Below are 26,173 nucleotides of genomic sequence, written 5' to 3'. Positions count from 1 at the left end.
GCATGGCAAAGAAAACAAGAATCGAGGACATCGACAGCGAAGCCGTAATCAACTCGTTTCGACTGGACGATACAAGCATTCCGCCGGAAGCGAGAAGCACGGACGGGAACGCTCCTGTCCCACCTCCGAAAGAAGCGATACAAGAAGCCGTTTCTCCACCCGCCTCGCACTCCAAAGAGGAGCCGGAACGCAGGCGCAGGAACAGCAAGCCGGAAAAATTGGATTATGACACAGTATTCATATGCGGTTCCAATATCACGGCAAGGCTCGGCAAGCAGGTCTATATCCGCAAGGAGTACCACGACCGCATACAGAAGATGCTTCATGTAATCGGAGGCAACGAAGTGACTATCGCGGCATTTCTTGACAACGTGCTGACACACCATTTCACGCTGTTCCAAGACGAGATAGCCGAATCGTTCAAACGGCACATGGAATCCTATAATTTATAAACACTCAAAAACAACAAAGAAGTATGAAAAGAACAAATAAGAACCGTCAGGCTGAGTATCTGCAAACAGGAAAGAGTGAAAGAACCGCTGTCCGTGCAGCAAAGTGTGTAACCGACTACGGGCAGGAAAATACCGACGTTGACTTCCGCAAGGATAAAGGCAGAGACAAACCGCTCTCGACTTTCCTGCAAGCATCGGAAATCAAAACGCGGCAATGTATATACATCAGCCGAGAAATTCATGAGAAAGTCGCTATCGTTACCAGTCGGATGGGAAACGGTTTGAGCATCGGCAAGTTTGTGGATAACATCCTCCGCGACCATTTCCGGCAATACGGGCAGCAGTACATGGAACAGATTGAAAACGCCCAAAAAGTAAGATTATGACAAAGGCGTTTTTAATCGTATCGGTTGCTTGCAACGTGTGGTTTCTGTTTCTGCTGTTCTATGACCGCATCATGGACACGAAGCTCATCCGTTTCTTCAGACATATTGCCGGGCTGTGGCGGTCATTGGACAGTACGGTGGCAGAGCAAGGAAAGGATAAGGAAATACCTCACGCAGACACCTCGGACATCATTGGCAAGAGCCGTTTCAAGATGGCATCGACCCGGACAACCGCTGCCATACCGACGCAAGAAGCCGCCACTTCGGAAAAAGGCATTGAGCTGTCGGAGGAAGAGGCTACTTTTGACGACGGAAACACGGAAACCGTCTCACGCCCGACACAAGTACCGGAGGACAAACTCGATGAAACCTTCACGAGCATCCCGCCCTCGGAACTGGAGTACGGAGAAGATGAACCGGAGGATGAAGAACCAGACAAAAAGCAGGCTTCGGGAAGTAGCTTCGAGGATATTGACATGGCAGTACACACCATACGGAAGGAATCACCATCCGATGAGGAAATGCGACACGCCGGAAAGGTCATGACGGAACTGGACGGGACAGAGCTTTTCACAAGAATAACGGAACGCCTGACCGATGAAGCAATGAGCGAGAGGCTTGCAAAGGCGATGGCAGTTTTCGTGGACACGGTGAACATGACCGTGACACAACAAAAGGAAAAGGTGTTCGTGATTCCCGACAACATCGAGGAGTTCGACTTCCGAAACTATGTATAACAACTAAAAAAGAATGGAAATGAAAACGTAAAATGACGACACCCACGCGCACGGCGGTACAAGGTACAGCCAACCCGCAACGGACAGCCCCAAGTCCGTAGAAACAAACGGGCAACCACTAAAACCAAAGTAAAGTAATCAAGTATCAACCGCCCGAAAAAGGACTATCCACCCTTTGGACGGCACAAAAAAGAACAGTTTATGAACAAGAACATCAGACAAAAGTTAATCATCGCTGCGGCACTTATGATTGCCGCAACCGCCTCCGCTTTCGCACAGGGAAACGGTCTGGCTGGCATCAACGAAGCCACCTCTATGGTGAGTTCGTATTTCGACCCCGGCACGAAATTAATCTACGCCATCGGCGCGGTAGTCGGGCTTATCGGTGGCGTGAAAGTGTACGGAAAATTCTCGTCCGGAGACCCGGACACCTCGAAGACCGCCGCCTCGTGGTTCGGGGCTTGTATCTTCTTGATTGTCGCCGCCACTATCCTGCGCTCATTCTTCCTTTAATAAACAATGTATGGCTGAATACCCGATAAACAAGGGTATCGGCCGTCCGGTCGAGTTCAAGGGTTTGAAGGCTCAGTACCTCTTCATCTTCTGCGGAGGTCTGCTGGCTCTCTTCGTCCTGTTCGTCATCCTCTATATGGTCGGCATCGACCAGTGGATATGTATCGGCTTCGGCGCGGCATCGTCTTCCGTCCTCGTATGGCAGACCTTCGCGCTGAACGCCCGGTACGGCGAACACGGGCTGATGAAATTGGGAGCGGCAAGGAGCCATCCCCGATACCTTATCAACCGACGGCGGATCACCCGATTACTCAAACGGCAACGAAAGGAAGAAACGACATGAGAAATACATCCAAAATGACAACACTGGAAAACAAGTTCCCCCTGCTGGCGGTGGAGCATGGCTGCATCATCTCCAAAGACGCCGACATCACGGTGGCTTTTGAGGTGGAACTGCCGGAGCTTTACACCGTGACGGGCGCAGAGTACGAGGCGATACACGGCTGCTGGTGCAAGGCTATCAAGGTGCTACCGTACTTCTGCGTCGTGCATAAGCAGGATTGGTTCATCAAGGAGAAATATATGCCGGAGTTACAGAAGGACGACATGAGTTTCTTGAGCCGTTCCTTTGAACGCCACTTCAACGAGCGTCCGTACCTGAAACACTCCTGCTATCTCTACTTGACCAAGACGACGAAAGAACGTAACCGTATGCAGAGCAACTTCAGTACGCTGTGCCGGGGACATATCATCCCGAAGGAGCTGGACAAGGAAACCGCCGGGAAGTTCATGGAGGCCGCCGAACAGTTCGAGCGCATCATGAACGACAGCGGCTTTGTGAGGCTGCGCCGCCTCTCCACCGACGAGATTGTCGGGACGGAGAAGTCCGCCGGGCTGATAGAGCGTTACTTCTCGCTCATGCCCGAAGGCGACACGACCTTGCAGGACATCGACCTCTCGGCAAAAGAAATGCGTATCGGTGACAACCGCCTGTGCCTGCACACCCTCTCCGACGCGGAGGATATGCCAGGAAAGGTGGCTACCGACATCCGCTACGAGAAACTCTCCACCGACCGCTCGGACTGTCGCCTCTCCTTCGCCTCCCCCGTGGGGCTGCTGCTTTCCTGCAACCACATCTATAACCAGTATGTGATTATCGACAACAGCGAGGAAAATTTGCAGAAGTTCGAGAAGTCCGCAAGGAATATGCAGTCGCTATCCCGATACAGCCGGAGCAACAGCATCAACCGCGAGTGGATAGACCAGTACCTGAACGAAGCCCATTCCTACGGGCTGACCTCGGTACGGGCGCACTTCAACGTCATGGCGTGGAGCGATGACGCGGAGGAACTGAAGCATATCAAGAACGATGTGGGCAGCCAGCTGGCAAGCATGGAGTGCGTGCCGCACCACAATACCATCGACTGCCCGACGCTCTACTGGGCGGCGATGCCCGGCAACGCGGCGGACTTCCCGGCGGAAGAGAGTTTCCATACATTCATCGAGCAGGCGGTGTGCCTCTTCACGGAGGAAACCAACTACCGCAGTTCGCTCTCGCCCTTCGGCATCAAGATGGTGGACAGGCTTACGGGAAAACCGTTGCACCTCGACATCAGCGACCTGCCGATGAAGCGGGGTATCACGACCAACCGCAACAAGTTCGTGTTGGGTCCTTCGGGCAGCGGCAAATCCTTTTTTATGAACCACCTCGTGAGGCAATACTACGAGCAGGGTACGCACGTGGTGCTGGTGGACACGGGAAACTCCTATCAGGGCTTGTGCGAGATGATCCGGTGCAAGACAAACGGGGCGGACGGCGTGTACTTCACCTACACGGAGGAGAAACCGATTTCGTTCAACCCGTTCTACACCGATGATTACGTGTTCGACGTGGAGAAAAAGGACAGCATCAAGACATTGCTGCTGACGCTCTGGAAGTCGGAGGACGACAAAGTGACGAAGACGGAGAGCGGCGAACTGGGCAGTGCGGTGAACGCCTATATCGAGCGTATCAGGGCTGACCGGAGCATCGTCCCCTCGTTCAACACCTTCTACGAGTATATGCGCGACGACTACCGCCGCGAACTGGCGGAACGTGAGATAAAGGTGGAGAAGTCCGACTTCAACATCGACAATATGCTCACCACCATGCGGCAGTATTACCGGGACGGACGCTACGACTTCCTGCTCAACTCCACGGAGAACATCGACCTGCTCGGCAAGCGGTTCATCGTCTTCGAGATTGACAGTATAAAGGAAAATCGCGAGCTTTTCCCTGTGGTGACCATCATCATCATGGAAGCCTTCATCAACAAGATGCGCCGATTGAAAGGCGTAAGGAAACAGTTGATAGTGGAAGAGGCTTGGAAGGCTCTATCTTCGGCGAACATGGCTGAGTACCTGCGCTATATGTACAAGACCGTGCGCAAGTATTACGGGGAGGCAATCGTGGTGACGCAGGAGGTGGACGACATCATTTCCTCGCCCGTCGTCAAGGAGAGCATCATCAACAACTCCGACTGCAAGATACTCCTTGACCAGCGGAAGTACATGAACAAGTTTGATGCCATACAGTCCCTGTTGGGTCTGACGGAGAAAGAGAAGTCGCAGATACTCTCCATCAACATGGCGAACAACCCGTCAAGGCTCTACAAGGAAGTGTGGATAGGACTGGGCGGCACGCAGTCGGCAGTCTATGCCACCGAAGTTAGTGCTGAAGAGTATCTGGCGTACACCACCGAAGAAACGGAAAAAGTAGAGGTTTACCGTCTGGCGGAACAGTTGGGCGGCGACATTGAAGCCGTCATCCGGCAGCTTGCCGAAAGGCGGAGAAAAAAGGAATAAATAGAAACAGATTCATCAACTAAAAAAGAAAATGCGTATGAGTATATCAAGAACGAAAATGCTGCAAGTCAGCAAGTGTTTAATCGGGCTGGCGGTCATGGTGCTGCAATCCTGCGACATAACGGACAACCGACGCGACCTGCTTTGCGGGAACTGGGAGAGTGTGGAGGGCAAGCCCGACGTGCTTATCTACAAGGAGGGCGAAGCCTATAAGGTGACGGTATTCAAGCGGAGCGGCATCCGCCGCAAGCTGAAGCCGGAAACCTATCTCTTGCAGGAGGAGAACGGCAATCTGTTCATGAACACCGGATTCCGCATCGACGTGTCCTACAACGAGGCGACGGACATCCTGACCTTCTCGCCGAACGGGGACTACGTGCGTGTGAACCCGAAACCGGACCATCCGATAGGCGAGCAATAAATAATGAAATCCACTAAAATCCAAAGTAACATGAGAACAAGAATAACACTTATTATCTGCCTGTGCCTGTTTGCAGTCGGCAGGGCAAGCGCACAGTGGGCGGTGATAGACCCGTCCAACATCGCGCAGAGCATCGTGAACACCTCGAAGAACGTGGTACACACTTCCACGACCGCCCAGAATATGATAAAAAATTTTCAAGAGACCGTGAAGATTTACGAACAGGGCAAGAAGTATTACGACGCACTCAAATCCGTGAACAATCTGGTAAAGGACGCCCGGAAGGTGCAGCAGACCATCCTGATGGTGGGTGACATCACCGACACCTATGTGACCAGTTTCCAGAAGATGATGCGTGACGACAACTTCACGGTGGAGGAACTGGGAGCCATCGCCTTTGGCTACACCAAGTTATTGGAGGAATCCAACGATGTGCTGACGGAACTGAAGAATGTGGTGAATATCACCACGCTCTCCATGACGGACAAGGAGCGCATGGACGTGGTGGAACGCTGCTACTCCAAAATGAAGCGTTACCGCAACCTCGTGAGCTACTACACCAACAAGAACATTAGCGTGAGTTACCTGCGTGCGAAGAAGAAAAACGACCTTGACCGCATCATGGGGCTGTACGGGAACATGAACGAAAGATATTGGTAGCCTATGAATTTCGACAACCTTCACCAAATTCTGCGCTCGCTCTACGAACAGATGATGCCGCTATGCGGGGACATGGCGGGCGTGGCGAAAGGCATCGCCGGGCTGGGCGCACTCTTTTATGTGGCCTACCGGGTATGGCAGTCGCTGGCGAGAGCCGAACCGATAGACGTGTTCCCTATGCTCCGCCCGTTCGCTATCGGTCTGTGCATCATGTTCTTTCCGACGGTGGTACTGGGTACGATAAACAGCATCATGTCGCCCGTCGTGCAGGGTACGGCAAAGATGCTGGAGGCGGAAACGCTGGACATGAACCGATACCGTGAGCAGAAGGACAAACTGGAGTACGAAGCGATGATGCGCAATCCCGAAACCGCCTACCTCGTGTCAAATGAGGAGTTTGACAAACAACTGGAAGAACTGGGCTGGTCGCCCGGCGACATGGTGACGATGGCGGGGATGTACATCGAGCGCGGGATGTACAACATGAAGAAGGGCATCCGCGACTTCTTCCGCGAGATACTGGAACTGATGTTCCAAGCCGCCGCCCTCGTGATAGACACCATCCGCACGTTCTTCCTCGTGGTGCTGGCGATACTCGGTCCGATAGCCTTCGCCATATCGGTGTGGGACGGCTTCCAAAGCACGCTTACACAGTGGATATGCCGCTACATACAGGTCTATCTGTGGCTGCCCGTGTCGGATATGTTCAGCACCATACTGGCGAAGATACAAGTGCTGATGCTGCAAAGCGACATCGAACGGATGCAGGCTGACCCGAACTTCTCGCTGGATTCGAGCGACGGGGTGTACATCGTCTTCATGATAATCGGCATCATTGGTTACTTCACCATCCCCACGGTAGCAGGCTGGATTATCCAAGCCGGAGGCATGGGAAGCTACGGTCGCAACGTGAACCAGACGGCAGGACGAGCCGGAAGTATGGCGGGCAGCGTGGCGGGCGCAGCCGCAGGAAACGTGGTCGGACGTGTCGGGAAGCTGCTGAAATAATCAACTGACAATTAAAAACGAATAAACAACAATGGAATTTAAGTCACTTAAAAACATCGAATCATCGTTCAGGCAGATACGCCTGTTCGGTATCGTCTTCCTCTCGTTGTGTGCCGTAATAACGGTATGGAGCGTGTGGAGTTCCTACCGCTTCGCGGAGCGGCAACGGGAAAAGATTTACGTGCTGGACAACGGCAAGTCGCTGATGCTGGCTCTCTCGCAAGACTTGTCGCAGAACCGTCCGGCAGAAGCGAGGGAACACGTGCGCCGTTTCCACGAGCTGTTCTTCACGCTCTCACCCGAAAAGAGCGCGATAGAGCATAACGTGAAACGCGCCCTGCTATTAGCGGACAAAAGCGTGTACAACTACTATTCGGACTTTGCCGAGAAGGGGTACTACAACCGCATCATCGCCGGGAACATCAATCAGGTGTTGAAGGTGGACAGCGTGGTGTGCGATTTCAACGGCTATCCCTACCGTGCCGTGACCTACGCCACGCAGAAGATCATCCGGCAGAGCAACGTCACCGAGCGCAGCCTCGTGACTACGTGCCGCCTCTTGAACTCGTCCCGTTCGGACGACAATCCCAACGGTTTCACCATCGAGGGATTCACCATCATCGAGAACAAGGATTTACAAACCATCAAAAGGTAAACGGACATGAAGAAAATCAAAAAATCATTTTGGCGTGCGTACTGGAAGCTCCACGACAAAAAGAAAATGCTGGTGGCAAGGCTCAAAGGCTATCTGGACGGTTTGCCCCCGAAGACACGCAGGCGCATCGTGCTGGCGATGCTCGCCGCCTTTGCGGTGCTTGCCCTCTACACCTTCGGCAAAGCCGTCTATGAAATCGGCAGGAATGACGGCAGCCGGATGGTAACAGACCATGCCGGACAGGTGGAACTGTCCATAAAGCCGGACAACAATCATAATGTAATACCTTATTTATATGGAACAGACGAAGAATGAACCTAAAAACGAGAACAAGGCGGCTCCCGACAACGGGAAACCGAAGAAGGAGCGCAAGCCGCTGACCGAAGCCCAAAGGCTGAAACGTCAGAAAATGATAGTGCTGCCCGCTATAGTGCTGGTATTCATCGGTGCTATGTGGCTGATATTCGCCCCGTCTTCCGACAAGGAGCAGCAACCGGGAACGGGTGGTTACAACATCGAAATGCCCGACGCTGACAAGGCGAACCGCCAGATCATCGGCGACAAGGCGAAAGCCTACGAACAGGGAGCAATGGAGGAACGGCAGGAGAACCGCAGCCGCGCCATGCAGGAACTGGGCGATATGTTCGACCGCGAGGTGGCGGAAACGGACGGCGGCAGGGACTTCGACCTTGCTAATCCCGGAAATGCGGAAGATGCAACAGCAAAATCATCCGCTCCGAAAACCATCCAATCCTCCGCAGCTGCCTACCGCGACCTCAATACCACGCTCGGCAACTTCTATGAGCAGCCGAAGAACGACAACGCGGAAATGGACGAACTGTTGGAGCGTATCGCCTCGCTGGAATCGGAACTGGAAACCGAGAAAGGCAAGGCATCCTCTATGGATGATCAAGTGGCACTCATGGAAAAGTCCTACGAGCTGGCGGCGAAGTACATGGGCGGTCAGAACGGTACACAGCCACCTGTCGGACAGGCGGCAGAACCTTACCATGTGCAGAAAGCCGGAAAGAACACGGCTGCACCTGTCAGGCAGGTAACGCATCAGGTGGTATCTTCGCTCTCACAGCCGATGAGCAACGCTGAGTTTGTCGCCTCCTTCTCGCAGGAGCGCAACCGCAGTTTCAATACGGCGGTGGGTGTCACGACTGTATCGGACAGGAACACCATATCGGCGTGTGTCTATGGGGCGCAGAGTGTGACTGACGGGCAGGCGGTAAGATTACGGCTGCTGGAGCCGATGGCAGTGGCGGACAAAATCATACCCCGCAATGCAGTGGTGGTAGGCACGGCAAAGATTCAGGGCGAACGACTCGATATTGAAATTACTTCGCTGGAGTACGCAGGTACGATTATACCGGTAGAACTGGCGGTGTATGACACGGACGGACAGCCCGGCATCTTCATTCCAAACTCGATGGAGATGAACGCCGTCAGGGAGGTTGCCGCCAACATGGGCGGCTCGCTGGGCAGCAGCATTAATATCTCCACCAACGCAGGGGCGCAGCTCGCCTCCGACTTGGGCAAGGGGCTGATACAAGGCACGAGCCAGTATATCGCCAAGAAGATGCGTACCGTCAAGGTGCATCTGAAATCCGGATACAAGGTCATGCTATATCAGGACAGAGATTGAAAACAATAACAATCAACGACTAAAAAAACAACAACCAAATTTTTATTTACCACTAAAATCCAAAGTAGAATGAAAAAAGTAATCATCATGTTTGCCCTCGCTATGGGCATCGTAACTGCCAACGCGCAGGAGAACGTAACCGTTGTAACGGACAACGGAAGTGAACAACCGACCTTGACAAAGGAGGTCTATCCGCAGAAGGAGGCGGACGGCGATCTGTATCACGGGCTGACAAAGAAGCTGACCTTCGACCGCATGGTTCCCCCGCACGGCTTGGAAGTGACCTACGACAAGACCGTCCACGTCATTTTCCCCTCGGAGGTGCGCTACGTCGATTTAGGCTCGCCCGACCTGATTGCGGGTAAAGCCGACGGAGCGGAGAACGTCATCCGCGTGAAAGCGACCGTGAGGAACTTCCCGAACGAAACCAATATGTCCGTGATAACGGAGGACGGGAGTTTCTACACCTTCAACGTGAAGTACGCCGCCGAACCGCTGCTGCTCAACGTGGAGATGTGCGACTTCATCCATGACGGCGAGGCGGTGAACCGTCCGAACAACGCGCAGGAAATCTATCTGAAAGAGCTGGGTAGCGAAAGTCCCATGCTGGTGCGCCTTATCATGAAGTCCATTTACAAGCAGAACAAGCGTGAGGTGAAACACATCGGCTGCAAGCGTTTCGGCATCCAGTACCTTCTGAAAGGCATCTACACGCACAACGGACTTCTCTATTTCCACACGGAAATCAGGAACCAAAGCAACGTGCCTTTCGATGTGGACTATATCACGTGGAAAATCGTGGACAAGAAGGTGGCGAAGCGTACCGCCGTGCAGGAGCAGATCATCCTGCCGCTCCGTGCGCAGAACTATGCCACCTGTGTGCCGGGCAGAAAGAGCGAGCGCACGGTATTCACGATGGCGAAGTTCACCATCCCCGACGGCAAGTGCCTCGTGGTGGAGCTGAACGAGAAGAACGGAGGCCGTCATCAGTCCTTCGTGATTGAGAACGAGGACTTGGTACGTGCGGGTACCATCAACGAACTTCAAGTGCGCTGACCATGAGAAAGCACATCGCAATCATCATCGCGTCGCTTGCCCTCTTCACGGGGCAGGCGCACGCCCAGCGGTGCCTGCCGAAGATGCAGGGCATCGAATTGAGAGCTAACCTTGTGGACGGTATGCGTTTAAGTGGCAACAATGGCGGTTACAGTTTCGGGGCGGCTCTCTCCACCTACACGAAGAACGGTAACAAGTGGGTGTTCGGTGGCGAATACCTCTTGAAGAACAACCCGTACAAGGATACCGCCATACCTGTGGCGCAGTTCACGGCGGAGGGCGGTTATTATTTCAAGATACTCTCCGACGCCCGTAAAATAGTGTTCGTCTATGCGGGGGCTTCGGCTCTCGCCGGATATGAGTCGGTGAATTGGGGCGAGAAAGTGCTGCATGACGGCTCCACGCTCCATGACCGGGACGCCTTCATCTACGGCGGTGCGCTGACGCTCGATGTGGAGTTTTACGTGGCTGACCGTATCGCCCTGCTCGCCAACCTCCGGGAGCGCCTGCTGTGGGGTGGCGACACACGGAAGTTCCATACGCAGTTCGGGGCGGGCGTCAAGATAATCATCAACTGACACGTCGCATGGAACGGACGGACATTGAGAATATGAGGCAGATACCCATTGCGGACTTTCTCGCACGGCTGGGACATGAGCCTGTCCGAAGGAGCGGAAACGAGCTGTGGTATCGTGCGCCATACCGCAGTGAACGCACGCCCTCCTTCCGTGTGAACGTGGCGAAACAGCTCTGGTACGACTTCGGCTTGGGCAAGGGCGGCGACATCTTCACGCTTGTCGGGGAGTTTACCCGAAGCGGGGATTTCATGGCGCAGGCGAGATTCATAGCGGAAACCGCCCGTATGCCGCTTGCCGCAGCAGAAAAGCCGTTGTACCTGCCGGAACCGTCCGAACCTGCCTTTGAGGGAGTGGAAGCCGTCCCGCTGCTCCGCTCTCCGCTGACGGAGTATTTGAAGGAAAGAGGCATCCCTTATGCCGTTGCATCCCGCCACTGCTGCCGCCTGAACTACGGCGTGCGTGGTAAGCGGTACTTTGCCGTCGGCTTTCCGAACGTGTCGGGCGGCTATGAAACCCGAAGCCGCCGTTTCAAGGGTTGCGTACCACCAAAGGACGTGTCGCTGGTCAAGGCGGGGGACATCCCGGCGGACGTGTGCAGCGTGTTCGAGGGCTTTATGGACTTCCTGTCCGCCGTCACGCTCGGTTTGGCAACGGGTGACTGCCTTGTGCTGAACTCCGTCGCCAACGTGGAAAAGGCTTTGAAACATCTGGACGGGTACGAGCGCATCGACTGTTACCTCGACCGAGACGAAGCCGGACGCAGGGCAATGGAAGCCCTGCGGACACGCTACGGAGGAAAGGTGACAGACCGTTCCGGCATCTATCAAGGCTGCAAGGACTTGAACGAGTACCTGCAACAAGTATCAAGAAAACAACAAAAGAACAACAATCTAAAAATCAAAGAATAATGAACATACTGAACAACAAGAACAAGAGAACATCAATCTTCAAGGCGTTGGCACTCTGCCTGTTCGCCGCAGTGTCATTCACATTCGTATCGTGCGACGACGATATGGACATCCAGCAATCCTATCCCTTCACGGTGGAAACCATGCCCGTGCCGAACAAGGTCACAAAGGGGCAGACGGTGGAAATCCGCTGTGAGCTGAAGAAAACGGGCGATTTCGCCAATACCCTCTATACCATCCGGTATTTCCAGTTCGAGGGTGAGGGCACACTGAAAATGGACAACGGCATCACTTTCCTGCCCAATGACCGCTACCTGCTCGAAAACGAGAAGTTCCGGCTGTACTACACGGCGCAAGGTGACGAGGCGCACAACTTCATCGTGGTAGTGGAGGACAATTTCGGCAACTCCTATGAGTTGGAATTTGACTTCAACAACCGAAACGTGAAGGATGACGGGGTTATCACTGTTGTCCCCATCGGGAACTTCAAGCCCCTTACACGATGATGCGTGTATTCATGGCTATCCTCTGTTCGCTTCTGGCGGTCTGTTCCGTGTCCGCACGGAACAGACGCCATGAGGGAACGGACGGGCAGGCGGCTATCTACCGGCTGCCACCATTTGAGAGAGCGGTGCGATGCACGAAGTATTTTGAGGGCTGGCATTCGGAAAAACATCACCCGTATGTAGGATATGGACATCGGTTGCAGCCGGGGGAAAGATATTCGGCACGCACCATGACGAAGCGGCAGGCGGACGCGCTTCTGCGAAAAGACCTGCGGAAGTTCTGCGCGATGTTCCAGCAGTTCGGGAAGGATTCGCTTCTGCTTGCCACGCTCGCCTACAATGTCGGTCCGTACCGTCTTTTGGGGAGTGGGAAGATACCCAAAAGCACGCTAATCCGAAAGCTGGAGGCGGGTGACAGGAACATCTACCGGGAGTATATCGCTTTCTGTAACTATAAGGGGAAACGCCACGCCATGCTGCTCAAACGAAGGAAGGCTGAGTTTGCGCTGCTGTATGTACCATAAAGAATAAGTGTCTGACGAAAGAAACTCCGATGAAGCCGCCAACTTCATCGGAGTTTCAGTTTTCATACATTCGGGATTGTCCCTTTGCCTGCAACCTCACCGTCCCTGCAATGCTCTATGATACCGGGTGAAAATCCCATGCTGCCGATTGCGATATGCCGGATATAGTCTGTATATTCCTGACCTTGAAAATTCCTGCCCGTAAGGTTCTTGAAAACCATCTTTATGCTTATGCCGTCGTTGCTGTACAAGATGGTTTTTCCGTTCTGTCTGATTGTTTCCATGATTAAAACTTGTTTTTGTGAATACTATCGTAGATTGGTACAAAGGTTTCTTTGCCTACTTTCTTATCCGCCATCATGCTCATGAAAGAAAGTAGGCGGCTTTTGCCGCCCACCCCTCAAAAGCGGGTGTAAAGTCCCGTTACCATCGTGAACATTTCCTCCAGCATATCGCAATATATCCCCTCGTGCGTTTCAATGTCCTTCGTCCTGCTCTCGAATGTCTTTTTGCTGAACGTCTTGCGGTAGAAACGCATATTGTATAGGTCTGCCCCTCCGTCATAGATGATGTCAAGGCGGTTGGCACTGGTCTTGTTCCTCGCAAGGCTCATGCGCAAGCCGTTGCCCATGTCTGTGAAGTCTTTGCTTCCCGTCATGGCGGCAAAGCGTCTGCCGCCAATCTGCTCTAAAATTGTCTTTGCTATCATATCCGTTGTCTTTTAGGTTTATGGTTCGGGCGGTGCGGACACCGCCCCAATGTTCAAAATTCTGTTTTCTCGGTTATGGGTGTGCATTTTTCCAGCCACTCTTTCAGACATTCCATGCTATACTCGCTCGTGATGACTGCCGTATGGCTGTCAATGGCAGTGAAACGGCTGCTTTCATAGCTGTCTATCCACCCCTTTAGGGTATCAACTCCCCACGCTTCGGCATCGTCAAAGATGCCGTCCAATGCCGTAATGGGTTCGCTGAATTTGACTATCAGCGTTTGGTAGCCTGCTTCGTTCATCGCTTCTCCTCCTTCCTTTCCTTTGCCGTTAGCCACTTGTCCCGTGCGGCTCGACATTCGTCTAATGTGGGTTTGACACAAGAGAAAAGTTCCCCGTCCGTGTGGCGGTAGTCGTATTGCACAAGGGTGCGTTTGCGTCTGTCGATACCCGTTTGGAATTTCTCGTAGTTCTCCGTTCCTGCCGATTGGCAGGTGCTTACTCCGTTAATTGTCATTTTGTTGCCATAGTCGTTGTTATTTAGATGATTAGAAATGTACAGACAGCACTCTGTGTTGCATCACCATTTCGGGGTCGCTCGTGTAGCGTTGGTGCAGGTAGAAATGATGAGAGCCGAAGCCGTAAAGGAAGAACTTGTCAAGTTCGTGTTTCTCGGCAAAGTCTTTGACGCTAGCCCTTAATTGCTCCTCACTCTGACAAAGAGTGAGGAGGTTCATAAATTCAAGGAACATCGTGGGGATTTTATCATCCCATAGGAAAACCATGCTTTCAAATCTTACTTCCATAATGTTAGTTGTTAGATGTCGATATTATGCCGCTTTCATCCGCTGGCGGATAAGGTTGGCGTTCTTGTTCACAAGGGCGATGATGCGGTCGTGGTATTCGGAGTTCTCGTTGCATACGCCACGACACTGCACCACCTCAAAAGTTTTTAGTGACACCTCTATCGTTTCAATTCGTTTTCCGTCAATGGTGGCGGATAGGATAAGGGAGTCTTTTCGTTTGTGGTAACCGCCCACACAATGGTGCATCGTCCTTCCTTCCTCTGCCATTTCTTCCACGCTCTCTATGACTTTGACGCAAATAAGGCTGTCGGTAAAGGCAAGTCCGAAGAATATGCCCTTAGCTTTCAGATATTGTTTCTCGTCCTCAATCGCTTTCCTGCGTTGCTGTTCAGTCCGCTCATGTTTCCTTTGCAGGTTGCGCTTTGCCACCAACTTGTCGTGTTCAACTTTGAGGTCGGCAGGGCAAACGTATTTCGGGCTGTTTGTGTCCTTGCCGAAATGACGCAGGAGGTCTATGGTGTCACGCCACATTGAGCCGTCCTCAATAGTATAGCCGTTGCGGATACATATCTTGATTGAAGCCCAATACTCTCCAATATTGAAAGAGTGATACAGATAGTAGCGCAACATGGGATATTGCCCTGCCTTCAACAGCGTTTCCGCACGGCTGTCCGACAATAATGCCGGTATTAGTTTGGTGGGTACAATGTCGTGGAAATTGCCGTTAAAGCCGTTTCTGCGGAGCGTCGGCAACACCTTATATCTTGGATATATCGGGGAATATGAGATATGGCGGTACGCTTCATTGTCATTGCGGATAGCAAAAGGAGAAGCGAATGAGAACGTGTCGATGTAGCATCCCAATGTGCGTGGAATGGCAACAACAGCCTTACGCCCTTGTTCATTCCACCAATACTGCCCGATTTCAAGGGCATAGGACTTGGCATTAACCCCTTTCTCCATACCCACGACAAGCAAGAACATTCGTAGCACTTGGTATTCTCCGCTTGTGGTAAGGGTTGTGAAATACTGCTTTTGTCTTACCTTGCGCTGATAGGTGAGGCAGACTTTCAAACTTGCTCCACATTCGGGACACGTACAATGCTCGGTCTGCTCCGTCATTACCCAACTATGACCGCAATCCATACAAGTGGTACGACCTTTCGGCAAGCGGTGTGCATAATGCTCCACGCAATTACGGAATGCCCAATTTATCTGTATCGGGGTTATCGGGCGTAGTTTCTTGCTTTGGGCAAGAACTGCTTTTTCAAATTTGTTTCTCGGTTTCATAAGCCAAAATCAAATAATGAGGGTTGAACTTGGGTTTCTGTTTTCGCCTTTGTCGGCTTGGTGCGGTTCTGCAACTTGCGGAGTTCCTCGTCTTGGTATCTGCGGACTGCCTGCTGACGTGCTTCTGCTTTTTCCTCTGCCGTGAGTTCCACAATGTGGTTCACCGCCACTTGGCATTGGATAGGCTTGCCCACCTCAATCTCGTTCTCGTCATAGTAGTGTACTGCTTGTCCGTATATCTCTCCGTCCGTGAAGCCGTTACAACCGCTTTTCTGCACATAGTTCAGAATGTAGGTTACGCAATCGTCAATGTTCTTGGCTGGATTGCGGTAGTTCTTCGCAAAGAGCGTGTCTTCCTCCGCACGTTGTTCCAAATACATCTGTATCGTTCTCTTGAAATGGTCTGTTCCTTTCATATCGCTGTCGTTTTTATGAGTTGTCAAATAGTATGTTTCAAAATCTCCCTCCAATAAATCGGCTCAACCTCGCTCAATAGGAAGTCTATAAAGTCCTTCCGTGCGTTCTTGTTCAGTTCGTGGTAGAGTCCACGGAACACGGACATATTGCCGTTGAGGTATGTTTCCACCATGTACTCGAAGATGTTGCCCACCTCGTAGTATCTGCATTGTTGCTCCACTGTCTTGCTTCTTCTCTTTGCCATGTCGGTAGGGATTAAAGGGTGAATAACCAAAGAATGAAGCCGAAGAACAGGATAACGGAAAGAATAGCCACGATTAACCCTATTGCCACTCGGAACACTCCGTTTATTATCTCTCTGACGATGTACCAAAGGATGCCGGACACCCAAAAGGCGGTGCGCATGATTAGGGTGCATATCGCAAGCCCTATGTATTGCGCCATTTGTCTGAAATTTACCGTTGCTGTCATAGCCGTATCATTTGTTAAGTTCCACGATGCTGTCTATCCTGCCGTATAGGAAACTGCGGAGTGCGGTCTTGTCGGTAGCCTTGTATTCCGCCCAATGTCCATACTGCTTTACAATGTAGGTTCGGAGAATGTCGGAAAAGTCAAACATCCAACCTTGCAAGGGTACTGCGCTCTTGAAATAGGTGTTGCTGTTCACATTGCGTGTAAGCCAATCCTTTTCCTCTCGGCTCAATTTCTCACCATTGTTCAGTTTGGTGCGAAGTCCGTACACCTTGCTGCCTTGCAGGTTCTCCAAACTTGGTACTTCCCATGCCACGAATTTTGTTGCTATTGCCGTTCTCATATCCGTTTTGTTTTTGATTTTTTGTTTTTTAATGCGGATTCAAGAGCTGAGGGAGTTGAGTTTCAAACTATCTTATCTGCCTCTCGTTTATCCGACATTTTTTTTAATGCGTCTTTCTGTCGCATCGGTCGTTTTCGTTTCGGGTGCTTAAAAAGGTAGGGATTAGGGAATGCAAGGTTTTTCGGGAAAATACTACCCGAAGGGCTGGAGATTTTTCCAGAAAACAGGAGGCTTGACCTTGCTTTCCCGTACAATCCCGGAGTTACCTTTGCACCCAGCACGAAAATGACTGCCTGATGCGGCTCACTGAAAGGCGCGAAAATGGAGGTAAACGGAAGTAGAGGCAGATTAGACAGGAAAACTTCAAAAGAGAAATCCGTGAAAAAGACATCCCCAACAGAAAAGAACATAGCCGGTAGCGTGAAACCGGGCAAACCATCGGCAAGGAAGTATGTTTTTATCTGTTTGGCCAAACGTGTTTGGTCGGATGGATAAAATCATTCTTCCCGGTTTGTCTGCCGTGAGTGACGGCTTGTTCCATTTATGGAATGTGCGGTCATACACGGCTTTCCGCTTCCGGCTCAAAAGGACAACGAAAAAAGAAAAATCGTCAAAACCCCGTAAAAGCACCTCTTTGGCATAAGCACAAAAGAAAGGGGCCTTGTCTCATCAGTCTAAACTATTGTTTAGGCGTGAGGCAAAGCCCTTTTCTCCGCTTATGCGGCAGTCGGCACACGTTCGTTCAAAATCTTTTTGGGCGATGGTGTGCTGACGGATAAAATCGCTTTTACGGAAAAACTTGTGTGAGAAGAAAAAATCAGGAGATTCATTTCTAAATCTCCCGTTTTATTGTTACTTTTGCATACGAAGAGTTCTTTGAAGGTTACGCAACGCACAGAAGAATAATGCAGTAGATAACTAACTAATTCGTAACCTATTACTATTATGAGCGATTACCCAATGCTCATTTCCAATAAATTACACTCTTTTCGTAACTTCCGGGTGCAAACTTACTGATATTTTGTGGTACGGGCAAATCAGTATCCGGTTATTACGATTCAGGTTGCGGATTGTATTCTGTAAAATATAAAAATAGCGCGAAATTGTTTTTTATAGAATACAATTATGTGAGGGTCGGAATAAACTTATCGAACTATTTTAGGCACGGAATTATACGGGTTATCACGGTTGCTTTCAATATTATCCGTGATTGTCCATGTAATCCGTGCCTAAAATAATACTTTGCTAAGAATCCTTTCTTATCTTCCGGTGCTTTCTATCATGCACCTTATTTTCTCGTTCAAGCTTTCTGCCTTCATCAGTTGTTCCAGTGTCAGGTGCATGCGCCAGCGCCAGTAGTGCCGCGGGTTGGCAGGAATATTGATGCGTTCTTCCTGCACGTTCGGGTTGCGCCATTTGCCGTCCATGGACATCCAGTCTTGCAGGGAGAGGATGCAGAGGATGGAGTTGCTATGGAGGTGATTGCGAACCACTTCTTCGCAGAGCTCCGGCGTGGCCGTTGCCGGTGCGGCACCGTAGTGCCCGAGCATGGTGTTGTAGTAACGCTGCGTCTGTTGGAAGTCTTCTTCCCACCAGCCGCGCAGGGTAGACATGTCGTGCGTGGAGATGGTGCAGACCGAACGGTACGGATACCAGTCAGTGTGGCCGAATTCTTGTTTCGGGTCTTTCGGCATACGTTGTATCTCCAGGGAAAGGATACGCAGGTCGTTCATCACCCATGCCACGCAATCGGGAATCATGCCTAAGTCCTCACCGCATACCAGCATGCGCGTGGACTGTGTCAGTTGCGGTAGTTTCTTCATGGCTTGCTGTCCCCAGAAGTCATTGTGGCGGTGATAGTAGTACTGGTCATACAGCCGGTTGAAGGCAGCCTTTTCCCAATCGTTCAGTGCGCGGTAGATGTAGTCGTGCTGCACGCCGATGCGCGGATGGTATTCGTGCGGATTGTTGCGGTCGGGCACGAACAGCACATCGCTGATAAGGGCGTAAAGCCCGTCACGAATCCAGATGCTGTCATCGTCCGTCTTTCCGGCAAAGTAGGCTTCCACTTTGCGCTGGGTGTCGAACTCGGGACGCATGCGGTAAACCTCCCACGTGTCTGTCGGCTCTATGAAGGTCTGTTTCACATAGTCTGTATGCGGGCCGAAGATTTGTCCGAGGAAGTACTCATGGATATAGGGCTTCAGGAAGAAGTCTTCGCGGAATGCCAGCCCGTAGCTTTCTATCTCCTCGCGCGTCATGGGCAGGGCGGGGACGAATTGTCCCAACAGCCCGTGTACGGCGTGCATCGGTATCTCCCAAATGCGGAAGAAGCCGAGGATGTGGTCTATGCGGTAGGCATCGAAGTATTCTGCCATTTTGTGGAAACGTTTCATCCACCAGGCATAACCGTCTTTTTCCATGACATCCCAGTTGTAGGTGGGGAGGCCCCAGTTCTGTCCGTTCACGGAGAAGTCGTCGGGCGGTGCACCGGCTTGTCCGTTCAGGTTGAAGTAGTGGGACTCTTTCCAGGCTTCCACACTGTTGCGGCTGATGCCGATGGGAATGTCGCCTTTCAGCACTACGCCGTTGGCGCGCGCATGCTCCGTGGCGGCAAGCAGTTGCCGGTGCAGGTTGAACTGGATGTAATAATAGATGGCTATGTGCGGATAGTCGGCAGAGTCCGGCCGGCACAATGTCTCTATCTCCTTGGCATCGTAGGTGGCATACTTGGGCCACTCGCGGAAATTCGGGGTCTTGTAGGCATCACGCAGGTAGCTGAAGACGGCATATGGCTGCAACCATTCCTTGTTGGCCTCGTAGAAATTACGGAATGCATCCGAGGCCAGCACCTTTTCCCCTTCCTGCTTGAAGATGAGGTGGAAGTATTCCCACTTTGTCTTGTTCACAGCTTCGTAGTCCACGGCGGGCAGGGCATTCAGTTCTTTCTGGCGTTTGTTGAATTCGGCCATCACCTTCTTGTCCTTCAAGCTGCCCAACTGCTTCAGGTCGGCGTACATGGGATGGAAGGCATAGATGGAGATGCTACTGTAAGGGTAGGAGTCTGTCCAGGTATGCGTCATGGTAGTGTCGTTGATGGGCAGAATCTGCACCGCCTTCTGATTGGTGGCAACTGCCCAGTCAATCATGCGCTTCAAGTCGCCGAAATCGCCTACACCGAAGCTTTTCTCGGAGCGTAGGGAGAATACGGGTACGGCTACTCCGGAACCTTTCCATGCAGGAAGATTGAAGTATACATAACGGTCGCCGACAGCCAGCGTTTCGTTGGCGGCTATCTGCGGGTCGGCCATATAGCGGTTGGGATTGTTCTCCCAGGCCACGGCACGGCGCTCTTTCTTGTTGTAAAGGACGAATTTATACTCCAGCGGGAAGCTGATTTTACCGGCATCCACTTCTACCTGCCATTCGGGGAAGTCGATGTCGCTCATAAGGGCAGCTTTGTCCGGGTTCCAGTCACCCAGCGCCTTCTGGTTTCCGCAAAGTGCCAGGCAATGGTCACTGTCTATGCAGGGGGCGTACGCCTTTATCAGCAACCCCTTTTTGTAGCTTTTCGGGGCGGCACTGCGTTCGCGATGCGCCAGCAGGGATTCTGTGAAAGCGGATGTATAAAAATACTGCTGCTCGGGCAGATTCTTCCAACAATCTTCTATGCGGTAAACTTTCTTCGGATTGTCTGCAACGTGCAGGATGCGTGGCAGGCTGTTCCACTCTGTCCGTATGGTTCTGCCATCTCGATAGATGTGGTAACTGTATTCGACGCTTCCATTACCGGGAATCTGGATATCCACTTCCGCGGTCCAGTGAATGCCGTCTACAGTGTGCAGGGGGGTGGCTTTGTTGGGCTGGTTGTTGCCAAGTTCCGGGATGGAACCCAGGACTCTGACTTCTTCACCCCAGCTGGTGCGATACTCGATATTGAATATTAGTGTCATATTATATTAGATTTAGAAATAGCAATAGCTGCAATGATTATGCAAGTATAGAAATTATTCCTCATAATCATGCAGCTACCGTTATCTAAGTCATTTAAATTCCTATGCAAACGTTTGTGCTTGCCGTGGGATTATCCACAGCGAGAAGCTCCGCACGTCTTGCAGATGAGGCAACCTTCTTGGTAAACCAGTGTTTCGTTACCGCAGTTGGGGCATTTCTTGCCTTTGGCTTCCGTGCCGTCCTGGATGTATTTCTTCAGGGCGCGTTCCACACCGTTCTTCCAGGTGTTGATGTTTTCGCTGTCCAGTTGCAGTGAACCTACCAGCTTGATGACCTGCTCGATAGGCATGCGGTAGCGCAATACACCGGAAATCAGCTTGGCATAGTTCCAATACTCTTTGTTGAACTTCTCGGACAGACCCTCGATGGTGACTTTGTATCCGCGCTTGTTCTCGAACTGGAAGTCGTAACGCTTGTTTCCGTGCTCATCCACATTCTTGATGATGTGGCCTGACACCACATTCTTCGGCAGGATGATGCCTTCATCATCATCCAGCACACCGGTGAATATTTCGTAGGGATGATTGTCCAGCAAGCCGACGAATGCCACCCATTTCTCCTTGTTGTTCTGGAAGCGGACAACGTCTGCATCCAATATTCTGGGACGTGTTTCAACGACTGTAGGCGGTTTGCACGGGGGAAGCTCGGACTTCTTGTCGCTCTTGGTAGAGATGAGCACGCCGGAACGCGAACCGTCGCGGTAAACCGTACAGCCCTTGCAGCCGGATTTCCATGCTTCTACATACAGACGGTTCACGAGGTCTTCGTCTACGTCGTTCGGCAGGTTGATGGTTACGCTGATAGAGTGGTCCACCCATTTTTGGATACGTCCCTGCATCTTGACTTTCATCAGCCAGTCCACGTCGTTGGAGGTTGCTTTATAATAAGGTGATTTCTCTACCAGGGCATCCACTTCTTCCTGCGTGTAGCGTTTGGCGGGGTTGTATCCTTGTGCTTCCATCCAAGTCACGAACTTGGGGTGGAACACGATATATTCTTCAAAGGCATCTCCGGTTTCGTCGATGAAGTCCACATGGACGTTCGTATCGTTGGGATTCACTTTGCGGCGGCGCTTGTACACGGGCAGGAATACGGGCTCGATACCGGAGGTGGTTTGAGTCATCAGGCTGGTGGTGCCGGTCGGGGCGATGGTCAGACAGGCAATGTTGCGGCGTCCGTACTTCTTCATCTCCTCGTACATTTCCGGGTCAGCTTCACGCAGGCGGTTGATGAACGGGTTGTTCTTTTCGCGTTCTGTATCGTATACCTCGAATGCGCCGCGCTCTTTGGCCATTTCTATGGAGGAGCGATAGGCGTTGAGTGCCACCGTCTTGTGTACTTGCTCCGAGAATTCGGTTGCCTCTTCAGTGCCATAACGCAATCCCAGGGCGGCAAGCATGTCGCCTTCTGCCGTGATGCCTACACCGGTACGGCGGCCTTGGGCGCTTTTCTTGTAAATCTTCTGCCACAAAACGCGTTCTGTATGTTTCACGTCTTCACTTTCGGGGTCGGCATCTATCTTGCTCATGATGCGCTCTATCTTCTCCAGTTCAAGGTCGATGATATCGTCCATGATGCGTTGGGCCAAAGCTACATGCTTCTTGAATAGCTCAAAGTCAAAGTAGGCGTCCGGCTTGAACGGATTGACCACGTATGAGTAAAGGTTGATGGCGAGCAGACGGCAGGAGTCGTACGGGCACAGTGGAATTTCGCCGCATGGATTGGTGGATACGGTACGGTAGCCCAGGTCTGCATAGCAGTCGGGCACGGATTCCTTTAATATGGTATCCCAGAACAATACACCGGGTTCTGCCGATTTCCATGCATTGTGCACAATCTTTTTCCATAATGCGGATGCGTCAATGTCTTTTTGAAATGCCGGCTCTGTGGCGTCAATCGGATATTGCTGTGTATATGGTTTGCCTTCGATGGCGGCCTGCATGAAGTCGTCGGTCAGTTTTACGGAAACGTTGGCTCCGGTCACTTTGCCCTCAGTCATCTTGGCATCGATGAAGGCTTCCGAGTCGGGGTGTTTGATGGATACGCTGAGCATCAGTGCGCCGCGGCGTCCATCTTGAGCTACTTCGCGTGTAGAGTTTGAATAGCGTTCCATGAAGGGAACCAAGCCGGTGGAGGTCAGTGCTGAGTTCTTTACCGGTGAACCTTTCGGACGGATATGGGATAAGTCGTGTCCCACGCCGCCACGGCGTTTCATCAGCTGTACTTGTTCTTCGTCTATCTTGAAGATGGCACCATAAGAATCCGCTTCGCCGTCCACACCGATAACAAAGCAGTTGGACAGAGAGGCTACCTGATAGTTGTTTCCGATTCCGGTCATCGGGCTTCCTTGCGGAACAATGTACTTGAAGTGGTCGAGTAAGCCGAAAAGTTCCTCTGAACTTAATGGATTGGGGTACTTGGCCTCAATGCGGGCTACCTCATTGGCTATTCGCCAATGCATGTCTTCCGGAGACTTTTCGTAAATATTTCCGAAAGAATCTTTGACTGCATATTTGTTTACCCAAACTCTGGCAGCCAACTCGTCGCCTTGGAAGTATTTTAAAGATTCTCCGTAGGCTTCGTCATAAGAATAATTTTTCTTTTCCACAATGTTGTATCTCTTAGGATTAGTTACAAATAAGTAAAGTTGTAGAAGTCGTACTTATCGTTAACAAATGCATTTGCAAAGCTATGAATGTTTTTCAACTTGGCAAAATTAAAATGAATGTTTTTATCAACCGATGTATAGTTTTCTATTGATTGCTATTAATTTATTGGTTTATAATGTTTTAATGATTTGAGTAAACGAATAAGTTTTCCAAAATGGAATTTATTAACAACTTGTTGGGCTGAAAGGTTCTCGGTTTAGTCGAACATAAGGTTACTTTTATCTGCTCGTAGAGATAATAATTGTTCATTTCTTGTTGAAAAGATGTATTTTATTCCGGATATATGATGATAAAAAAAGTGTGAACTCTTGAATGAATTGTTCGTGGATTACATTATCTTTGCAAAAAAAGAAAGAATGGAAAGCTTGAAACAAAGGAGAACAATCCGAAAATACCAGCAGAAGGATATTTCTGCTGATTTGTTAAATGATTTGCTTGAAACCTCTTTCCGGGCTTCTACAGTCGGGAACATGCAGGTTTATAGTGTGATTGTGACGCGTGATGCAGAGCGTAAAGCCAAACTGGCGCCTGCACATTTCAATCAGCCGATGGTTCGGACGGCGCCGGTAGTGCTTACTTTCTGCATAGATTTGCGCCGCTTCAGCAAGTGGTGTGAGCAACGTAAGGCTGAGCCGGGATACAACAACTTTGAGTGGTTTGTGACGGGGGCTGTCGATACCTTGCTGGTGGCACAGACTTTTTGTGTGGCTGCCGAGGAGAAGGGGTTGGGCATTTGCTATCTGGGAACTACCACTTACAACCCTCAGATGATTGTCGAAGCGTTGGAGTTGCCGGAATTGGTGTTTCCCATCACGACAGTCACAGTGGGATGGCCTGCCGAACAGCCGGAACAAGTGGACCGTTTGCCGCTGGAGGCCATTGTACACGAAGAGGTTTATCATGATTATACTCCTCAGGACATTGACCGGTTGTATGCCTATAAAGAATCGCTTCCTGAGAACAAGCAGTTCATCTTGGAGAACAATAAGGAAACGCTGGCGCAGGTCTTTACAGATGTGCGTTATACGAAGAAAGACAGTGAGGCAATGTCGGAGAATCTTTGGAAGATAATGAAAAAGCAGGGATTTTGAAAATTAAGGATTAGGGATAAGGGATAAGGGGTTAAGCTAATGCATACTTAGCTGCATTTAATCCCTTATCCTTTATTCTTATCCTTTTTTCAGTGCGGCTTGAATCTCGTCGATTTCCGCACGGAATGATTTGTCCACCTCTTTCAGTTCTTTGATGGTTTTACATGCATGCAATACGGTGGCATGGTCTTTATGTCCAATTAGCGCACCGATTTTTGCAGTAGAGAAGTCTGTATGGTTTTTGGCTAAATACATGGCTATTTGTCGTGCTTGCACCACTTCCCGCTTTCTGGATTTTGTGTGGATGGTGGCAGTTTCCAATCCGAAGTGCTTGCATACGGTGTTGATGATTTCATCGACAGTCACTGCCTTGCTTTCGCTGTTCACTACCTTGCGGACGATACGTTGCGTCAGTTCCAGGTCTATTTCTTTATTGTATATGGTGGAATGCGCCATAATGGAAATGACGATGCCCTCCAGGTCACGTACACTGTCGCCCACGTTCTCTGCAATATAGTCAATCACTTCCTGGGGGAACTGCAGGCCGTCACGGTGTATCTTGTTGCGCAGAATGTTCTTGCGGAGTTCTACGGTAGGTTTCTCCAGCTCAGCCACCATTCCCCATTTAAAACGTGTAATCAGACGCTCTTCCATGCCCTGCAGCAATACCGGTGCACGGTCGGAAGTGAGGATGAGCTGCTTGCCGTTCTGATGCAGATGGTTGAAGATATGGAAGAATGTATTCTGCGTTTTGGTCACGCCGGCAAATTCCTGAATATCATCAATGATTAGAATATCAATGGTCTGGTAGAAGTTGATGAAGTCGTTAGTCGTATTGTTACGTACGGAATCGGTGTATTGCACTTGGAATAGGTGTGCAGATACATACAATACCCTTTTCTCCGGGTATAGTTCCTTGATTTTGGTTCCGATAGCATTGGCAAGATGGGTTTTGCCTACACCTGATGCTCCGTATAGGAACAGCGGATTGAAGATTGTTTTAGCCGGATTGAGAGCGACAGCTTCTGCAACGCTGCGCGACAGCTTGTTGCTGTAACCTTCGATGAAGGTTTCAAAGTTGTATTCTGGATTAAGGTGCGGGTCAAGTTCGGGGACGGGAATCTGCGGAATCCTTTTGTCCATCACTTGTTTTTGCGGTATGATGGTACGCTGTGTAGACTCCAGGTCGACGGTTTTCCGCGAGCTCTTGTCCACCATTACGTTATACATCAATTTAGTTCCCTCACCAATGACCTTATAGAGAGTCTTGCGCAACAAATCAACAAATTTGTCCTCCAAAAACTCATAGAAGAACTGGCTGGGCACTTGTACGACCAGCGTTTTGTCTTCATATTTTAAAGGTATGATGGGAAGAAACCATGTTTTGTATGTCTGCTCCGGAACATTGTCTCTGATGATTTCAAGACAGCGGTTCCACAGCCCGACATGATCTATTTCACTCAT

32 protein-coding genes are annotated in these 26,173 nt (G+C 50.9%); 18 read left to right on the top strand and 14 right to left on the bottom strand.

Translation table 11 applies throughout. The annotated features are described in order from the left end of the window. The first annotated feature begins 2 nt into the window (after positions 1 to 2). The 17 genes from NQ510_RS00160 to NQ510_RS00080 all read left to right on the top strand — a co-directional run bounded on the left by NQ510_RS00160 (position 3) and on the right by NQ510_RS00080 (position 12,899). The gene (locus NQ510_RS00160) at positions 3 to 452 is read left to right on the top strand and encodes a DUF3408 domain-containing protein (protein WP_004311202.1); all 450 of its coding nucleotides are present in this window, start codon (positions 3 to 5) and stop codon (positions 450 to 452) included. Beyond that, positions 449 to 838, top strand: coding sequence for a DUF3408 domain-containing protein (locus NQ510_RS00155; protein WP_287647342.1), 390 nt, complete (start codon positions 449 to 451; stop codon positions 836 to 838). The genes NQ510_RS00160 and NQ510_RS00155 overlap by 4 nt, the downstream gene beginning before the upstream one ends. Then, the gene (locus tag NQ510_RS00150; protein ID WP_005827331.1) at positions 835 to 1,575 is read left to right on the top strand and encodes a hypothetical protein; all 741 of its coding nucleotides are present in this window, start codon (positions 835 to 837) and stop codon (positions 1,573 to 1,575) included. Before NQ510_RS00155 ends, NQ510_RS00150 begins: the two co-directional genes overlap by 4 nt. 201 nt (positions 1,576 to 1,776) lie before the next feature. Continuing rightward, on the top strand, positions 1,777 to 2,088 hold the full coding sequence (locus NQ510_RS00145; protein WP_004311205.1) for a DUF4134 domain-containing protein: 312 nt from the start codon (positions 1,777 to 1,779) through the stop codon (positions 2,086 to 2,088). Positions 2,089 to 2,098: 10 nt separating this feature from the next. Beyond that, on the top strand, positions 2,099 to 2,431 hold the full coding sequence (locus NQ510_RS00140) for a DUF4133 domain-containing protein (RefSeq protein ID WP_004311206.1): 333 nt from the start codon (positions 2,099 to 2,101) through the stop codon (positions 2,429 to 2,431). Then, positions 2,428 to 4,932: a TraG family conjugative transposon ATPase gene (locus NQ510_RS00135; protein WP_005827325.1), complete on the top strand. Its 2,505-nt coding sequence runs from the start codon at positions 2,428 to 2,430 to the stop codon at positions 4,930 to 4,932. Before NQ510_RS00140 ends, NQ510_RS00135 begins: the two co-directional genes overlap by 4 nt. 37 nt (positions 4,933 to 4,969) lie before the next feature. Continuing rightward, entirely contained in the window at positions 4,970 to 5,353 is a 384-nt protein-coding gene (locus tag NQ510_RS00130) for a DUF3876 domain-containing protein (RefSeq protein ID WP_004308928.1), read from the top strand. A 30-nt stretch (positions 5,354 to 5,383) separates the two neighbouring features. Next, positions 5,384 to 6,013, top strand: coding sequence for a DUF4141 domain-containing protein (locus NQ510_RS00125; protein WP_004308927.1), 630 nt, complete (start codon positions 5,384 to 5,386; stop codon positions 6,011 to 6,013). Positions 6,014 to 6,016: 3 nt separating this feature from the next. Then, complete coding sequence (traJ, locus tag NQ510_RS00120) at positions 6,017 to 7,021, top strand: conjugative transposon protein TraJ (RefSeq protein ID WP_004308926.1); 1,005 nt, start codon at positions 6,017 to 6,019, stop codon at positions 7,019 to 7,021. Between the two features lie 31 nt (positions 7,022 to 7,052). Beyond that, entirely contained in the window at positions 7,053 to 7,676 is a 624-nt protein-coding gene (traK, locus tag NQ510_RS00115) for a conjugative transposon protein TraK (RefSeq protein ID WP_004308925.1), read from the top strand. Positions 7,677 to 7,682: 6 nt separating this feature from the next. After that, complete coding sequence (locus NQ510_RS00110; RefSeq protein ID WP_004308924.1) at positions 7,683 to 7,991, top strand: TraL conjugative transposon family protein; 309 nt, start codon at positions 7,683 to 7,685, stop codon at positions 7,989 to 7,991. Beyond that, positions 7,972 to 9,327, top strand: coding sequence for a conjugative transposon protein TraM (gene traM, locus NQ510_RS00105; protein WP_004308923.1), 1,356 nt, complete (start codon positions 7,972 to 7,974; stop codon positions 9,325 to 9,327). The genes NQ510_RS00110 and traM overlap by 20 nt, the downstream gene beginning before the upstream one ends. A 69-nt stretch (positions 9,328 to 9,396) precedes the next feature. After that, the gene (traN, locus tag NQ510_RS00100) at positions 9,397 to 10,383 is read left to right on the top strand and encodes a conjugative transposon protein TraN (protein ID WP_005827318.1); all 987 of its coding nucleotides are present in this window, start codon (positions 9,397 to 9,399) and stop codon (positions 10,381 to 10,383) included. Positions 10,384 to 10,385: 2 nt separating this feature from the next. Next, the gene (locus NQ510_RS00095; protein ID WP_005827316.1) at positions 10,386 to 10,961 is read left to right on the top strand and encodes a conjugal transfer protein TraO; all 576 of its coding nucleotides are present in this window, start codon (positions 10,386 to 10,388) and stop codon (positions 10,959 to 10,961) included. A gap of 8 nt (positions 10,962 to 10,969) precedes the next feature. Next, on the top strand, positions 10,970 to 11,869 hold the full coding sequence (locus NQ510_RS00090) for a toprim domain-containing protein (RefSeq protein WP_004310298.1): 900 nt from the start codon (positions 10,970 to 10,972) through the stop codon (positions 11,867 to 11,869). Then, the gene (locus NQ510_RS00085) at positions 11,869 to 12,375 is read left to right on the top strand and encodes a DUF3872 domain-containing protein (protein WP_005827314.1); all 507 of its coding nucleotides are present in this window, start codon (positions 11,869 to 11,871) and stop codon (positions 12,373 to 12,375) included. The genes NQ510_RS00090 and NQ510_RS00085 overlap by 1 nt, the downstream gene beginning before the upstream one ends. Next, a complete protein-coding gene (locus NQ510_RS00080; RefSeq protein ID WP_005827312.1) occupies positions 12,372 to 12,899 on the top strand; it encodes a glycoside hydrolase family protein in 528 nt (175 codons plus the stop codon). Before NQ510_RS00085 ends, NQ510_RS00080 begins: the two co-directional genes overlap by 4 nt. A gap of 62 nt (positions 12,900 to 12,961) precedes the next feature. Here NQ510_RS00080 and NQ510_RS00075 read toward each other — a convergent pair whose 3' ends face one another. From NQ510_RS00075 to NQ510_RS00015, 13 genes are all read right to left on the bottom strand, one after another. Next, complete coding sequence (locus tag NQ510_RS00075) at positions 12,962 to 13,183, bottom strand: DUF7688 family protein (protein WP_004310300.1); 222 nt, start codon at positions 13,181 to 13,183, stop codon at positions 12,962 to 12,964. Positions 13,184 to 13,299: 116 nt separating this feature from the next. Further along, the gene (locus NQ510_RS00070; protein WP_004310301.1) at positions 13,300 to 13,608 is read right to left on the bottom strand and encodes a hypothetical protein; all 309 of its coding nucleotides are present in this window, start codon (positions 13,606 to 13,608) and stop codon (positions 13,300 to 13,302) included. A gap of 53 nt (positions 13,609 to 13,661) precedes the next feature. After that, positions 13,662 to 13,967 (bottom strand): DUF6956 domain-containing protein, encoded by a 306-nt coding sequence (locus NQ510_RS00065; protein WP_004310302.1) that lies wholly within the window; start codon positions 13,965 to 13,967, stop codon positions 13,662 to 13,664. After that, positions 13,907 to 14,125 carry a DUF3873 domain-containing protein gene (locus NQ510_RS00060; RefSeq protein WP_008770680.1) on the bottom strand — a complete coding sequence of 73 codons (219 nt, stop codon included), beginning with the start codon at positions 14,123 to 14,125 and terminating at the stop codon, positions 13,907 to 13,909. The genes NQ510_RS00065 and NQ510_RS00060 overlap by 61 nt, the downstream gene beginning before the upstream one ends. Before the next feature lie 31 nt (positions 14,126 to 14,156). Then, the gene (locus NQ510_RS00055; RefSeq protein WP_005827305.1) at positions 14,157 to 14,414 is read right to left on the bottom strand and encodes a hypothetical protein; all 258 of its coding nucleotides are present in this window, start codon (positions 14,412 to 14,414) and stop codon (positions 14,157 to 14,159) included. A gap of 24 nt (positions 14,415 to 14,438) precedes the next feature. Continuing rightward, complete coding sequence (locus tag NQ510_RS00050) at positions 14,439 to 15,704, bottom strand: PcfJ domain-containing protein (protein ID WP_004310303.1); 1,266 nt, start codon at positions 15,702 to 15,704, stop codon at positions 14,439 to 14,441. Next, entirely contained in the window at positions 15,701 to 16,120 is a 420-nt protein-coding gene (locus NQ510_RS00045) for a PcfK-like family protein (RefSeq protein ID WP_004310304.1), read from the bottom strand. Before NQ510_RS00045 ends, NQ510_RS00050 begins: the two co-directional genes overlap by 4 nt. A 23-nt stretch (positions 16,121 to 16,143) precedes the next feature. Next, entirely contained in the window at positions 16,144 to 16,365 is a 222-nt protein-coding gene (locus NQ510_RS00040) for a hypothetical protein (protein WP_005643956.1), read from the bottom strand. An 11-nt stretch (positions 16,366 to 16,376) separates the two neighbouring features. Further along, positions 16,377 to 16,592, bottom strand: coding sequence for a hypothetical protein (locus NQ510_RS00035; protein ID WP_005827303.1), 216 nt, complete (start codon positions 16,590 to 16,592; stop codon positions 16,377 to 16,379). 7 nt (positions 16,593 to 16,599) lie between these two features. Then, complete coding sequence (locus tag NQ510_RS00030) at positions 16,600 to 16,935, bottom strand: hypothetical protein (protein WP_004310306.1); 336 nt, start codon at positions 16,933 to 16,935, stop codon at positions 16,600 to 16,602. A gap of 62 nt (positions 16,936 to 16,997) precedes the next feature. Continuing rightward, positions 16,998 to 17,408, bottom strand: a complete 411-nt coding sequence (locus tag NQ510_RS00025; protein WP_005827299.1) for a hypothetical protein — start codon at positions 17,406 to 17,408, stop codon at positions 16,998 to 17,000. A gap of 786 nt (positions 17,409 to 18,194) precedes the next feature. Further along, positions 18,195 to 20,888: a 4-alpha-glucanotransferase gene (locus NQ510_RS00020; protein ID WP_005827292.1), complete on the bottom strand. Its 2,694-nt coding sequence runs from the start codon at positions 20,886 to 20,888 to the stop codon at positions 18,195 to 18,197. 131 nt (positions 20,889 to 21,019) lie between these two features. Further along, on the bottom strand, positions 21,020 to 23,557 hold the full coding sequence (locus NQ510_RS00015) for an adenosylcobalamin-dependent ribonucleoside-diphosphate reductase (protein WP_005827290.1): 2,538 nt from the start codon (positions 23,555 to 23,557) through the stop codon (positions 21,020 to 21,022). 417 nt (positions 23,558 to 23,974) lie between these two features. Here NQ510_RS00015 and NQ510_RS00010 point away from each other — a divergent pair, with 417 nt between their 5' ends. Next, the gene (locus NQ510_RS00010; RefSeq protein WP_044468986.1) at positions 23,975 to 24,709 is read left to right on the top strand and encodes an NADPH-dependent oxidoreductase; all 735 of its coding nucleotides are present in this window, start codon (positions 23,975 to 23,977) and stop codon (positions 24,707 to 24,709) included. Positions 24,710 to 24,787: 78 nt separating this feature from the next. Here the strand turns inward: NQ510_RS00010 and dnaA are convergent, their stop codons facing one another. Further along, the gene (gene dnaA / locus NQ510_RS00005) at positions 24,788 to 26,173 is read right to left on the bottom strand and encodes a chromosomal replication initiator protein DnaA (protein WP_005827286.1); all 1,386 of its coding nucleotides are present in this window, start codon (positions 26,171 to 26,173) and stop codon (positions 24,788 to 24,790) included.

It is taken from the genome of Bacteroides uniformis, assembly GCF_025147485.1.
Taxonomy (GTDB): Bacteria; Bacteroidota; Bacteroidia; order Bacteroidales; family Bacteroidaceae; genus Bacteroides; species Bacteroides uniformis.
Note: the sequence above shows the minus strand (reverse complement) of the source record. Positions and strands in the feature narration are given on the sequence as shown.